Raw genomic sequence first — 12817 nt, 5'->3', positions numbered from 1 at the left:
CGCGGTCCCCGTCACGATCGGAAAGCGGATGCCGGCGGCCGCGGCGCCCGTCGGCACCGGCTCGTGGCCCGCCGGGCCCGGCGCGCCACTCGTCGACACCCACGGCCGGGTGCATCGCGACCTGCGCATCTCGCTCACCGACCGCTGCTCGCTGCGCTGCACGTACTGCATGCCCGAGCAGGGCAACGAGTGGCTCGCCAAGACCAGCATCCTGACCCTCGACGAGATCGAGACGGTCGCGCGCGTGGCGGCCGCCGACGGCATCACGACGTTCCGGCTGACCGGCGGCGAGCCGCTGCTGCGCACCGACATCGTCGAGGTGGTGAGGCGTCTGGCCGCCATCGCCGGCCCCGACGGCCGTCCTGTCGAGATCGCCATGACGACCAACGGCATCCGGCTGCGCGAACTGCTGCCCGACCTGGTCGACGCGGGGCTCGACCGCCTCAACGTGTCGATCGACACGCTGCGTCCCGACCGTTTCCGCGATCTCACCCGGCGCGACCGCCTGAGCGACGTGCTCGACGGGATCGCGGCGGCGGCGGCATCCCCTCTTCGCCCGCTCAAGCTGAACGCGGTCGCGATGCGCGGGGTCAACGACGACGAGCTCGTCGACCTCGTGGAGTTCGCCGTCGCACACGACGCGCAGATGCGCTTCATCGAGCAGATGCCCCTCGACGCGGGGCACACCTGGGACCGCTCGAGCATGGTGACCCAGGACGAGATCCTCGGACGCCTCGCCGCGCGGTGGACGCTCACCCCCGTGCCCGGTCGCGGCGGAGCTCCGGCCGCGCGGTGGACCCTGGACGGCGGCCCCGACACCGTGGGCGTCATCGCGTCGGTGACCGCGCCGTTCTGCGGCGACTGCGACCGGCTGCGCCTGACCGCCGACGGTCAGCTGCGCAACTGCCTCTTCTCGACGACCGAGTACGACCTGCTGCCACTGCTGCGCGGAGCCGCCGATGTGACGACCGCGATCGACGGGATGCTGCGGTCCTGCGTGCGCGGCAAGCTTCCCGGTCACGCGATCAACGACCCGTCGTTCCTGCAGCCCGCACGCGGCATGAACGCGATCGGCGGCTGACATGGGCCGGGTCACCACGCGGACTCCCGTCACACGCATCGCGCTCGGCGCCGACGGCCCCGCCGTCCGCCGCCGGGCCGACACAGTGGCGGTCGAGGAGCCGCTCGAGATCCGGATCGGCGGGGAACCGCTCACCGTCACGATGCGCACGCCCGGGCACGACCTCGAGCTCGCCGCCGGCTTCCTCGTCTCGGAGGGCGTCATCGGCGCAGGCGGAGATGTGCGCGCCGCGATCCACTGCGGCGGTCCGGCGACCGCACCCGTCGCCGCTCCGCTGCTGACGATCGGCGCGCCGGCCACGGCGACCCTCGCGCCGGCGCCTGCCGAGAACACGTACAACGTGCTCGACCTCGCTCTCGCGCCGGGACTGCAGGACGCGGTCGCCGGGATCGCCCGCGCCTTCGCGACCACCAGCGCGTGCGGCGTGTGCGGCGCCGCGTCGATCGACGCGATCGAGAAGCACTCGCGTCATGACGTGTCGGGGGATGCGGTGACCGTCGCGGCATCCCTGCTCGCCGAGCTGCCGGAACGGCTGCGCGCCGGTCAGGCGGCATTCGACAAGACGGGCGGGCTGCACGCCGCGGCGCTGTTCGATGTCGCGACGGGGGAGCTCCTCGTGCTGCGCGAGGACGTCGGCCGCCACAACGCGGTCGACAAGGTCATCGGGTGGGCGGTGCTGGAGGACCGCCTGCCGTCGGCGGGCACCGTGCTGCAGGTGTCGGGTCGCGCGAGCTTCGAACTCGCGCAGAAGGCCGTGATGGCCGGCATCCCGATCCTGTCGGCGGTATCGGCGCCGTCCTCGCTCGCGGTCGACCTCGCGACCCGGTCGGGGCTCACGCTCGTCGGGTTCGTACGCGGCGCGTCGATGAACGTCTACGCGCGGCCCGATCGAGTGGTCGTCTGACTAGGCGCCTGCCGTCAGCTGCACGACGCACTGCGCCGGGTCGCACGACGGGGCGATGCCCTCGACGCGCAGCGGGCCGCCGGCCTGCGCGAGCACGCTGTCCATCAGGCCGATGTGCACGCCGCACAGCACGCCGCGCTGCGCACCCGAGGGGGCGTGCGGGCACGGGGTGAGGTCGACGGTGAGATCCCGCTCGTCGACGACCGGGTCGAAGCCGGCGTCGCCGAGGTCGTCCACGAGCGCGTCCAGCTGATGCAGCGCGGTGGTGCTGAGCTGCGCAGGACCGGACTCCGCATCCGTCCCGTACAGCCGGCGCAGGAGGTCGCCGCGTCGCGCCGCGGCCTCCGCGCGCCGCACCGCCACGGGGCTGGACGCGTCGTCGTCACCGGTGGCCGCCGAGTACAGGACGCGCGGGCGTCCGCGCGTGGTGCGATGCTCGGTCTCGGCGATCACGTACCCGGCGTCGATGAGCCGCTGCACGTGCTCGCGCACCGTGTTGGCGTGCAGGCCGGTCGCCTCGACGAGCTCGGGGATCGCCCGCTGCGGCCGCTCCTGCAGCAGCCGCATGATCTCGACGCGCGAATAACTGGAGATCGCGCTGTAACCGGTCCCCATGGTCCCATTATCTCCGGAAGCCGGGTCCCGAGGACTCGGCGCCGCCCCGGCTCGCAGGGTCAGAAGACGAAGAGCTGGCCCATCACGAGCGTGATGATGAAGAACAGGCCGACGACGGCCGCGATGATCGCGAGCGTCTTGCCCGACAGCTTCGCGACACCCCAGCCGACCAGGAACGGCAGCGCCAGCAGGAAGATCGCGACGATCCACCAGAACGCGACATAGCCGCCCTGGGTGGCGTCCGACAGGCGGCCGCCGAAGAGCTGCTGCGTCGCCGGGTGCGTCGCGAAGCGCACGGCGGCCGAGATCGGGACGGCGACGAACGCGAACACGATGAGGCCGATGAGGGTGCCCCACAGGGCCGGGCTGCCGTTGCCGGAGAGGACTCCGCCGTGAAGCTCGGGTTCCTGCTGCTTCTTGCCTGATGCCATGGGCCTGATCCTAGTGGTGCGACCGCGCGGAGCGGGATGGCCGCGCCCGGACATGACACTGCCCGCCGGTCATGCGACGGGCGGGCAGTGTCAGGGCGCCAGGGATTACTGCTTCGGGGTACGGTTCTCCGCGCTCACCATCCACGAGAGCTGCTCCACGCGTTCCAGGATCGCGTGGAGGATGTCGGCACTCGTGGGGTCTTCTTCGTCGACGTCGTCGTGGACGTCGCGACAGGTCTGGGCGACGGCATCCAGCCGCTGCGTCATCAGGTCGATGACGTCGGTCGTCGCGATCTCGCCCTGAGGGAACTCGGGCAGCGTGGTGGTGCCGGCGACTTCGCCGCTCCGGCCGTCCGGCAGGGCGTGCAGCGCGCGCATGCGCTCGGCCACCGTGTCGGCGAACCCGCGCGCGGCGGCGATGATCTCGTCGAGCTGGAGGTGGGTGTCGCGGAAGTTGCGTCCGACGACGTTCCAGTGCGCCTGCTTGCCCTGCAGCGACAGCTCGATGAGGTCGACGAGCACCTTCTGCAGGTTCTGCGCGAGGGTCTCGGATGCCGCGAAACCGCCCTCGGCGTTCTGCTCAGCGGTGCGTTCGGCACCCGCACCGCCGGAGGCGCGCCGCGCGCTGCCGGTCCGTCGGGAGGTGGCCGAGCTGCTCGACGAGGTCTTCTTCGCGGTCGTGTTCGCCATCCGTCTCTCCGTCTCTCGGTCGAAGCCGGCTGCCTGCCGGTCGTGTTCGACGTTAACCGGACACCGTCACCCGCGTGCGGGGATTGTGCCGGGCCCGGCGCCGTGCTACTCGTTCCCGGCAGTGGTGCCGGATGCGCTCCCGGGGACCCGCGTGGTGGGATGGGTCCGATGACTGCGCAGCGCCCCGACTCCCGTCCTTCGCCGACCGACGATGGTCGTGCTGCCGACGCGGCTCTGACGCCGCGTGCGTCGGCCGCGGGCATCGCCGCGGCCGTCCAGCGCGGAGAGGTCACCGCCGTCGAGGTGGTGGACGCGCACCTCGACCGCATCGCGCGTCGCAACCCCGGCCTGGGTGCGCTGACCGTGGTGTTCGCGGAGCAGGCTCGGGAGGCGGCATCCCTCGTCGACCGGGCACGGGCCGCGGGTGAGGACATGGGGCCGCTGGCCGGGGTGCCGATCTCGGTCAAGGAGAACATCGACCTCACCTGGTCGGCGACGACCAACGGCTGGCGCGGCATGGCCGAGGCCGTCCCGGCGCGCGACGCGACGATCGTGCGACGTCTGCGCGAGGCCGGTGCGGTGCCCGTCGCACGTGGCAACATGCCCGACTTCGGCATGCGGTGGGACACCGACAACGACCTGTTCGGCCGCACGCGCAACCCGTGGAACCCCCAGCGCAGCGCCGGCGGTTCCAGCGGGGGTGACGCCGTGTCGGTGGCCACCGGCATGAGCGCCATCGGTCTCGGCAACGACTTCGGCGGCTCGCTGCGCCTGCCCGCGTACGCCGCGGGCGTCGTGGGGCTGCGGCCCTCGCGCGGCCGCGTGCCGCGTGCCGCCGTCACCGGATACCCCGTCGCGCTCACGCTGCAGGAGTTCTCGGTCAACGGCCCGATGGCGCGTTCGGTCGACGACGCGGCACTCGCGCTCTCGGTGATGCGCGGAGTGGATGCCGACGACCCGGTGTCGCTCGACGCCCCACCGCCGCGTGACCTGCCGCGGCGCGTCGGGGTCGTGCGCGACGCGGGCGCCGAGGTGGATCCGCAGGTGGCGGCCGGCATGCGGCAGGCCGCGGCATCCCTCGCGGCGGCCGGGTGGGACGTCGTCGACGTCGAGGCGCCACGCCTCGAAGAGATGGCGGTGCTGTGGCGGCGCCTGTCGTGCACCGACATGCTCATCTCGCTCGACCCCGCCGCGCTCGGCATGCCCCTCGGGCGTTCGGCGACCTCGTTCCTGCGCGACAGCACCGCCGCGGCACGGCCGTACGACACTGCTCGCGAGTATGCCGAGGCGTGGGCGCAGCGCGCCGTCGTCGCCGCGGACTGGCGACGGCTGCAGGCCGAGGTGCCGGTGCTGTTGGGTCCGGTGTCGGCGTCGCGCATGCGCGAGCCCGATCACGACCTCGGCGGGCAGGATGCCGCCGACCGCGCGTGGCGGGATCTCTGGCTCACGGTGGCCGCGAACTTCCTCGGGCTGCCGGCGCTCGCCCTGCCCACCGGGCTCGGCGACGACGGCATGCCGACCGGCGTGCAGCTCATCGGCCCGATGTTCGCCGAGGACACCCTGTTCGAGGCCGGGCGGGTCATCGAGGCCGCAGCTCCGCCGCTGCCGGCGCCGCCCGCCGTCGGACGTGAGTAGCCTCAGCGGCAGGCGGTGAGTGTATCTGCGGCATCCATCGCCCCTCTTCGATGAGGAGCCGAAGGAGCGACATGCCGATCACGCTGCCGGACCTGAGCGGGCGCACTGCGGTCGTCACCGGTGCCAGCGACGGCGTGGGAGTCGAGATCGTCCGCGGGCTCGCCGGTGCCGGCGCCGACGTCGTTCTGCCGGTGCGCAACCGGGCGAAGGGGGAGCGGGCGATCGCCCGGATCCGCGAGACGCAGCCCGACGCGCGGCTGAGCCTGCGCGACCTCGACCTCGCGCGCCTGGACTCGGTCGCTGCGCTCGCCGACGCGCTGCGGTCGGAGCGGGCACCCGTCGACCTGCTCGTGCTGAACGCGGGGATCGTGCTGCTCGGCGACCCGGAGCGCCATGTCACCGACGACGGGTTCGAGCTGCACTTCCAGACGAACTTCCTCGGGCACTTCGCGTTGACCACCGCGCTGCTGCCGGTGCTGCGCGAGCGGCGGGCCCGCGTCGTCGTGCAATGCAGCCTCGCCGCGGCCGTCTCACGGGTGGACTGGGGCGATCTCGCGTCCGCGCGGCGGTATCGCCCGCTGCGCGCGTACGGCGCGTCCAAGGTCGCGCTCGGGCTGTTCGCGTGCGAACTCGCGCGCCGCTCCGCGACGGAGGACTGGGGCGTCAGCGTGCAGCTCAGTCATCCGGGCGTCGCGCCGGACACCGCGATCGCTCCCGCGCTGCGAGCCCGCGCCGGCAAAGGATTGCAGCGCGCGGTGGCGCAGCACGTCGGCAACACCCCCGCGCAGGCGGCGGAGCCCGCACTGCTGGCCTCGATCGCCCCGGCGGTCGCCGGTGCGCCCGACCTGTTCGGACCGTCCGGGCCGCTTCACTTCGGCGGCCCCGCCGCCCGGCAGCGGCCGTACCGCAGGATCAGCGATCCGGCAGCCGGCGCCCGCATGTGGGCTGTCGCCGAACAGCTGCTCGCCGAGCGCGTGCGACCCGCGTGAGTCGCGCGCGCCCGACGTGCGCCGATCACGGCATGGGCGTCTCGGGCGTCGTGCCCGGGAAGGCCGGCTCCTCGGGATTCGGTGCGAGCGGCTCCTCAGGCCACGGCGCGGGCGGTTCGGCGGGCGTCGCCGGGAAGGGCTCGCTCGGGGTCGGCTGCTCCGGGCCCGGCGGATGCTCGCCGGGCGGGACCTGGCCCGGCAGCGGTTCGGGGATCGTGGGATCGGTCATTCGTGCCTCCAGCCGACGCGTTCGCCGGACGACCTCAGCCTCGGTCGGCCGCCGGGGATGCGCCACCCCCTTGACGCCGGGCGTCCGGCCCTGAGCGCCTCTGCCGGAGGTATCCGTAGGCTGGAGGTGTGGCATCCGTTCTCAACATCTCGGCGTACCTGTTCACCCGCCTCGCCGACGCCGCCGAGCTGAAGCCGGTGCTGCGCGGGCGTGCGGTCGCGGCGGGTCTCAAGGGAACGATCCTGCTCGCCGAAGAAGGCATCAACCTGTTTCTCGCCGGCGATGCCCACGCCGTACGCGGGTTCGTCGACGACCTGCGCCTCGACCCGCGGTTCGCCGGGCTCACGGCGAAGGAGAGCTGGTCGGACGCCCAGCCGTTCGGCCGCATGGTCGTCAAGGTGAAGCGCGAGATCATCCGCATGGACCATCCCGCGATCCGTCCCGAAGCGGGGCGGGCGCCGACCGTCGATCCGGCCACGCTCCGCCGCTGGCTCGACGAGGGCGCCGACGACGACGGTCGCGAGGTCGTGCTGCTCGACACCCGCAACGCCTTCGAGGTCGACTACGGCGCCTTCGAGGGGGCGCTGGACTGGCGGATCGAGCGGTTCACCCAGTTCCCGGCCGCCGCAGCCGCCGCGGCGTCCGAGCTCGCCGGCAAGACCGTCGTGAGCTACTGCACCGGCGGAATCCGGTGTGAGAAGGCCGCCATCTACCTGCGAGAGATCGGCGTGCCCGCGTTCCAGCTCGACGGCGGCATCCTCGGCTACTTCGAGCACGTCGGCGGTGCGCACTGGAACGGCGAGTGCTTCGTGTTCGACGAGCGCGAAGCGCTGACACCGGCTCTGTCGCCCGTCGCTGCGACGGTGGTGCCCGCGTGACCGCGCCGACTCCCGAGGCGGGAAGCCGGGCGCGCCCGACCGGCGCGGCGATCGCGCTCGCACTCGTGCTCGACATCGTCCTGGTCGTGGCGTTCGCGGCGACCGGGCGCGCGAGCCACGACTCCGACGTGTGGTCGGGGCTGTGGCAGACCGCGTGGCCGTTCCTCGCCGGTCTCGGGATCGGCTGGCTGGTGACGCTCGCGTGGCGTGCCCCGTCGGCCCCCGTGCGCACCGGTCTCGGCGTGTGGGCGGTGACCGTGGCCGGCGGAATGCTGCTGCGCGCGGCATCCGGTCAGGGCATCGCACTGCCGTTCATCATCGTGGCCTCGGTGACGCTCCTGATCGCGCTCGTGGGCTGGCGTCTGCTCACGGCGCTCGTGCGTCGGCTGCGGCGCGGCTGAGCCCGCTCAGGGCCGGTGCCGCAGACCGGTCTCGATGACGATGCGGTTGCCGTCGATCACGCCCGGACCGTCGCCCGGCGTCGGGGCGGGCGCCGGCGTGATCTGCTCGGCCTCCCACACGACACGGGCATCCTCGGCCGTCGGCTGGAAGATCATGTCGATGGCGGCCACGCCGCCGCCCGAATGGGTCGGCGTCTCACCGCGCCGGCGACGCCGGTACGAGTCGAATGCGAACCACAGGAAGTACACCGGCAGGGCGAAGAGGACGGCGATGAAGCCCGTCATCATCACCTGACCGATCGGCATGTCACCAGCCTAGGCCGGGGTCACGGCGTCGGATAGGTTTCGAAGGTGGCGTCGGCGGGGAGCGGCACCGTGAACCACACCGAGAAGGCGGTCGGGGTGCCGTCGGCGGCGACCCGGTCGAGATAGGCCACCTGACCGTTCACGATCGTTCCCGCGGCATCGCGGACGACCACCATGGCACGCGGGTACCACTGGTCGTCGGCGAAGCGTCCGGCGACCTCACCGGCCACCTCGTCGTCGCCGCCGTCGGTGAGTCGCTCCACGCCGGTCACCGTGAACGACCCCGTCTCGTCGCCCGGCGACACGGTCGCCGCCGCAGCGTCGGGCACCGAGACGTCGACCGATGCCACAGCGCCTGCGCCGGTCGTCACCCCGCGAAGGACGATCGCCGACCGGCCCTGCAACGCTGTCACGTAGTCGGACGCCGTGGCGACCTCGGCGCCGGAGGCATCGAGCGCCCGCACGCGGATCTCGGCATCGATGAAGACGTGGTCGGCATTCGGATTGTCGAGAAGGACGACGAACCACGTGCCGCCACCGCTCGTCTCGGCTCCGAACGCCGTCTCAGCCACGGTGAGCGGGACAGGAGCGGCCAGCACCGCGCCCTCGTCGGGGATGCCGTCGGTGCCCGGCGCCGCGACGCCGCGGTCGACAGGGTCGTCGTACTGCTCGTATTCGCCGTACGACTCCGACGCGTCGTATCCGCCGCGCGAATCGAAGGCGCCGAACAGCTGCAGCACGGTGACGACCACCGCGACGAGGCCACCGAGGATCGACAGCGCGAGCCCCGTGCCGGCCATGCCCTTGCCGCCGATCTTCGCGCCGGCGAGGGCGACGATCGACGTGACGAACGCGACGAGCAGCACGACGAGAGCAAGTCCTGCCGTGGCCGGCACGAAGGCGAGGAGCAGACCGAGGACGGCGGTCACCAGGCCGGTGATCGCCACCCCCTTCGGCCGCGGGTCTCGCGGGGGGAGCGCGGGCGCTCCGGTGAAGGCGGGCGCCGGCACGCCGTACGGGGCCGGGTGGTCGGGTGCTGCCGCGTAGGCGGGCGGCGGGTACGCGGGCCCGGCGTAGGCGGGCCCGGGGGACTCGGGCCCGGGGGACTCGGGCCCGGCGTAGGCGGGCGGTGCACCGGCGCCCTCGGGTGGCGACGCCGGTGATGAGACCGTGGATGCCGGGACGTACTCGTACGGGCGGGCGATGTCCCTCGCCCCGTCGCCGTGCGAGGGCGTGTAGTACCCCAGCACGGAGTCCGCGGGCGAGGCCGTGGGGTCGTGCGTGGCATCCGGATCGGTCATGGGCGCTCTCGACGGAGGGACGATGTCGTGATCAACCTAGCGAATCCCGCACCTCGCGACCCGGTCGGCGCGGTGGCACGGCGACGCGACGGCCACCGTGCCACAGCGGAGGCTCAACTGAAGCCGTTGGCGGCGAGCCAGTCCTTCGCGATGTCTTCGGACGAGCGCTGGTCCTCGGTGGACTCGACGTTCAGCGCGATGAGGCCCTCGGGGGTCAGCTTGGCGCTCACCGGGTTGATGACGTCGGCGATCTCGTCAGCGATGTCGGCGTTGACGAGGGGCACCACGTTGGAGGCGAGGAAGAGGCCGTCCGGATCTTCCAGCGTCACGAGGTTCTTCGTCTTGATGAGCGGGTCGGCGCTGTACACGTCGGCCAGCTGGATGTTGCCGGCGACGAGCTCGTCGACCGTCGTGTCTGCGGTCGGCGAGAACGACACGGTCACGCCGTAGACGTCCTTCAGCCCGGTGGGTCCGTACGGGCGCGTCTCGAGCTCGGGCGCGCCGCCGAGCACGACACCGTCGACATTCGCCAGATCGGCGATCGAGGTGAGGTTGTGCTCCTCCGCGAAGGCTGCAGTGACGTTGTACGAGTCCTGGTCGGTCGCGGGCGACTGGTCGAGGACGGTGAGTCCGTCGGGCAGCGCGTCCTTCAGCGCGGCGTACACATCGTCGGACTGGGTCGCCGTCGTGTCCTTGTCGAAGAACTGCAGCAGATTGCCCGTGTACTCGGGGAACAGGTCGATCGAGCCGTCCTCGATCGATGGCATGTAGAGGTCGCGCTGGCCGATGTTGAAGTTGCGGTCGACGGTGTAACCGGCGCCCTCGAGGGCCTGCGCGTAGATCTCGGCGATGATCTCGTTCGAGTAGTAGGCCTGCGAGCCGATGACGATGGTCGACGATTCGGTGGCGCCGCCGTCGTCGGTGCTCTCGCCGCTCAGCGGGTCGCTCGAGGCGCAGCCGGCGAGGGCGAGCGCCGCGATGGCGGTGCCCGCGAACGCGGCGGCCAGGCGGGTTCGTGCTGTGGACATTGTCGTACCTCCGGTGTGGTGGTGGATCAGTGGGACGTCTGCAGAACAGGGGTGGCGGCGGGCTCGGACTGCCGGGGTCGGATGCGCCGATTCGTCGTGCGGGGCACGGCGAATCGGGCGAGCAGCGCGAACGCTCCGTCGAGCACCAGAGCGAGCGCGACGACCACGATCGCGGCTCCGAGGACTTCGGCGAAGTTGCGGGTCGGGAGCCCCTGGATCATGAAGAAGCCGAGCCCGCCCAGGCCGACGTACGCCGCGATGGTCACCGTGGCGACCACCTGCAGCGTGGCGGAGCGGAGCCCTCCGATGAGGAGCGACAGACCCAGAGGCATCTCGATCCGGAACAGGATCTGCCACTCGGTCATTCCCATCGCACGCCCCGCGTCGATCACGGTGCGGTCGATCGCCTCGATCCCCGAGTAGGCGCCGGCGAGGATCGACGGGATCGCGAGCACCACGAACGCGGTGACGGCGGCCTCGGTCTTGAGGTTGACGCCGGCGAGCATCACGAGAAGGACCACGAGCCCGAGCGCCGGCAGCGCACGGGCGGCGCCCGAGAGGAAGACCGCGATCTCGCGTCCGCGCCCGGTGTGTCCGATCAGCCATCCGAGCGGAATCGCGATGATGGCGGCGATGGCGACGGAGCCGAACGTGAAAGCGAGGTGCTGAGCGATCGCCATGGGCAGCGTCAGCGTCCCTTCCAGCCGCTCCGGCGAGAAGATCCACGCGAAGGCCTCGACGAAGAGATTCATGCGTGCGCCGCCTGCATGCGATGGGGGCGAGGGGTCGCGGCGCGCCGTGACCACGGCATCAGCGCGCGTCCGAGCAGCATCAACAGGATGTCGATCAGCACCGCGATGAGCACGACGGCGACGACACCCGCGAAGACCTCTGCGATGATGCGTCGCTGGGAGCCGTTCGTGAACAGGTAGCCGAGGTTCTGCACCCCGATCAGCGCGCCGACCGTCGCGAGCGAGATCGTCGACATCGCGGTGACCCGCAAGCCGGCGAGGACCACCGGTCCGGCGAGGGGGAAGTCGACGGTCCAGAACCGGCGCCACGGCCCGAAGCCGACCGCGATGGCCGCCGACCGGGTCACCTCGTCGACGGAGGCGAGACCGTCCGTCACCGACCGGGTCATGATCGCCACCGCGTAGATGGTGAGGGCGACGATGAGGTTTGCCTCGGAGAGCGTGGGGATGCCGAAGAATGCGGTGATCAGGGGGAAGAGTGCGAACGACGGGATCGTGTACAGCAGCCCGACCACCGTCAGCACGGTGCCGCGGAGCGGCGTGTACCGGTAGGCGAGCCACCCGATGGGCACCGCGATCACGAAGCCCGCGACGATCGCGATGGCGCTCTGCCGCAGGTGGTCGACGGTCAGCGCCCAGATGAGGTCGAGGTTGTCGAGCACCCAGCTCACGGCGAGTCCTCCACGAGCACGCCCTGGGTGCGTCCGACCGCGTCGACGAGCACGGTTCCGTGCGACGTCTGCTTGGCGTGCAGCGCCCTCGTGCCGCGCTCGGCCCCGATGAAGTCGGCGACGAAGTCGCTCGCGGGGTTCTCGATGATCTCGTCGGGCGTGCCGATCTGCGCGATGCGGGCGCCCTTCTCGAGGATCACCACCTGGTCGCCGAGCAGGAAGGCCTCGTCGATGTCGTGCGTGACGAAGACGATCGTCTTCTCGAGCTCGCGCTGCAGCCGGATGATCTCGGTCTGCAGCTCACGCCGCACGATCGGGTCGACCGCGCCGAACGGCTCGTCCATCAGGAGGATGTTGGGGTCGACAGCAAGGGCGCGTGCGACGCCCACGCGTTGCTGCTGCCCGCCCGACAGCTGACTCGGGTACCGCTTCGCGAACCCGCGTTCGAGACCCACGACATCCATGAGCTCCAGGGCGCGCCGGCGCGCCTGCGCCTTCGGCACGCCGTTGAGGACCGGCACGGTGGCGATGTTGTCGACGACCGAGAAGTGGGGGAGCAGGCCGGCGTTCTGCAGCACGTACCCGATGCCCCGCCGCAGCTTCACCGGGTCGCGCTCGGCGATCGGCTCGTCGTCGATCGTGATCGCCCCGCCCGACGGTTCGATGAGGCGGTTGATCATCCGCAGCAGCGTCGTCTTGCCGCTGCCCGACGATCCCACGAGCACGGTGGTCCGATGCGCGGGCATGAGCACGCTGAAGTCGTCGACGGCGGTGGTGCCGTCCGGATACCTCTTCGAGACCGCGCGGAATTCGATCGCCATGCTGCCCTTTCGGCCGGGTTGTGCCAGCGGGGTTCCCACATAACCACACCCCTCGGACACGCGGACAGGGTTGCGCCGCGTGGCG

General features: G+C 71.8%; 16 protein-coding genes. 6 read left to right on the top strand and 10 right to left on the bottom strand.

Annotated elements, in window-relative coordinates; genetic code table 11:
• Positions 1-28: 28 nt before the first annotated feature.
• Together moaA and fdhD are read left to right on the top strand one after the other, a co-directional pair.
• Positions 29-1081: a GTP 3',8-cyclase MoaA gene (gene moaA / locus FB391_RS17540; protein WP_141896555.1), complete on the top strand. Its 1053-nt coding sequence runs from the start codon at positions 29-31 to the stop codon at positions 1079-1081.
• 1 nt (position 1082) lies between these two features.
• The gene (fdhD, locus tag FB391_RS17535) at positions 1083-1985 is read left to right on the top strand and encodes a formate dehydrogenase accessory sulfurtransferase FdhD (protein WP_141896387.1); all 903 of its coding nucleotides are present in this window, start codon (positions 1083-1085) and stop codon (positions 1983-1985) included.
• On the opposite strand, the gene FB391_RS17530 is transcribed toward fdhD, so the two are convergent.
• From FB391_RS17530 to FB391_RS17520, 3 genes are all read right to left on the bottom strand, one after another.
• On the bottom strand, positions 1986-2600 hold the full coding sequence (locus tag FB391_RS17530) for a winged helix-turn-helix transcriptional regulator (RefSeq protein WP_141896386.1): 615 nt from the start codon (positions 2598-2600) through the stop codon (positions 1986-1988).
• A gap of 59 nt (positions 2601-2659) precedes the next feature.
• On the bottom strand, positions 2660-3031 hold the full coding sequence (locus FB391_RS17525) for a hypothetical protein (RefSeq protein WP_141896385.1): 372 nt from the start codon (positions 3029-3031) through the stop codon (positions 2660-2662).
• 105 nt (positions 3032-3136) lie between these two features.
• The gene (locus FB391_RS17520; protein WP_141896384.1) at positions 3137-3721 is read right to left on the bottom strand and encodes a Dps family protein; all 585 of its coding nucleotides are present in this window, start codon (positions 3719-3721) and stop codon (positions 3137-3139) included.
• A 168-nt stretch (positions 3722-3889) separates the two neighbouring features.
• On the opposite strand from FB391_RS17520, the gene FB391_RS17515 reads away from it, so the two are divergent.
• A complete protein-coding gene (locus tag FB391_RS17515) occupies positions 3890-5356 on the top strand; it encodes an amidase (RefSeq protein WP_246093598.1) in 1467 nt (488 codons plus the stop codon).
• A 71-nt stretch (positions 5357-5427) separates the two neighbouring features.
• Positions 5428-6345 carry an SDR family oxidoreductase gene (locus tag FB391_RS17510; protein ID WP_141896382.1) on the top strand — a complete coding sequence of 306 codons (918 nt, stop codon included), beginning with the start codon at positions 5428-5430 and terminating at the stop codon, positions 6343-6345.
• A 25-nt stretch (positions 6346-6370) separates the two neighbouring features.
• Here the strand turns inward: FB391_RS17510 and FB391_RS17505 are convergent, their stop codons facing one another.
• A complete protein-coding gene (locus FB391_RS17505) occupies positions 6371-6574 on the bottom strand; it encodes a hypothetical protein (protein WP_141896381.1) in 204 nt (67 codons plus the stop codon).
• Between the two features lie 128 nt (positions 6575-6702).
• Here FB391_RS17505 and FB391_RS17500 point away from each other — a divergent pair, with 128 nt between their 5' ends.
• Positions 6703-7452, top strand: a complete 750-nt coding sequence (locus tag FB391_RS17500) for a sulfurtransferase (RefSeq protein WP_141896380.1) — start codon at positions 6703-6705, stop codon at positions 7450-7452.
• Entirely contained in the window at positions 7449-7853 is a 405-nt protein-coding gene (locus tag FB391_RS17495; RefSeq protein WP_246093597.1) for a DUF3054 domain-containing protein, read from the top strand. Before FB391_RS17500 ends, FB391_RS17495 begins: the two co-directional genes overlap by 4 nt.
• Positions 7854-7859: 6 nt before the next feature.
• Here FB391_RS17495 and FB391_RS17490 read toward each other — a convergent pair whose 3' ends face one another.
• From FB391_RS17490 to FB391_RS17465, 6 genes are all read right to left on the bottom strand, one after another.
• Positions 7860-8159, bottom strand: a complete 300-nt coding sequence (locus FB391_RS17490; protein WP_141896379.1) for a hypothetical protein — start codon at positions 8157-8159, stop codon at positions 7860-7862.
• A 20-nt stretch (positions 8160-8179) separates the two neighbouring features.
• Positions 8180-9460 carry a DUF308 domain-containing protein gene (locus FB391_RS17485; RefSeq protein ID WP_141896378.1) on the bottom strand — a complete coding sequence of 427 codons (1281 nt, stop codon included), beginning with the start codon at positions 9458-9460 and terminating at the stop codon, positions 8180-8182.
• 113 nt (positions 9461-9573) lie between these two features.
• On the bottom strand, positions 9574-10488 hold the full coding sequence (locus tag FB391_RS17480; protein WP_141896377.1) for an ABC transporter substrate-binding protein: 915 nt from the start codon (positions 10486-10488) through the stop codon (positions 9574-9576).
• Positions 10489-10514: 26 nt separating this feature from the next.
• Positions 10515-11240, bottom strand: a complete 726-nt coding sequence (locus FB391_RS17475) for an ABC transporter permease (protein WP_141896376.1) — start codon at positions 11238-11240, stop codon at positions 10515-10517.
• Positions 11237-11911, bottom strand: a complete 675-nt coding sequence (locus FB391_RS17470; protein ID WP_141896375.1) for an ABC transporter permease — start codon at positions 11909-11911, stop codon at positions 11237-11239. The genes FB391_RS17475 and FB391_RS17470 overlap by 4 nt, the downstream gene beginning before the upstream one ends.
• The gene (locus FB391_RS17465; RefSeq protein ID WP_141896374.1) at positions 11908-12732 is read right to left on the bottom strand and encodes an ABC transporter ATP-binding protein; all 825 of its coding nucleotides are present in this window, start codon (positions 12730-12732) and stop codon (positions 11908-11910) included. The genes FB391_RS17470 and FB391_RS17465 overlap by 4 nt, the downstream gene beginning before the upstream one ends.
• Positions 12733-12817 lie beyond the last annotated feature (85 nt).

Origin of the sequence: Microbacterium kyungheense (assembly GCF_006783905.1) — a bacterium.
Classification (GTDB): domain Bacteria; phylum Actinomycetota; class Actinomycetes; order Actinomycetales; family Microbacteriaceae; genus Microbacterium; species Microbacterium kyungheense.
This window is presented reverse-complemented; position numbering and strand designations above follow the sequence as displayed.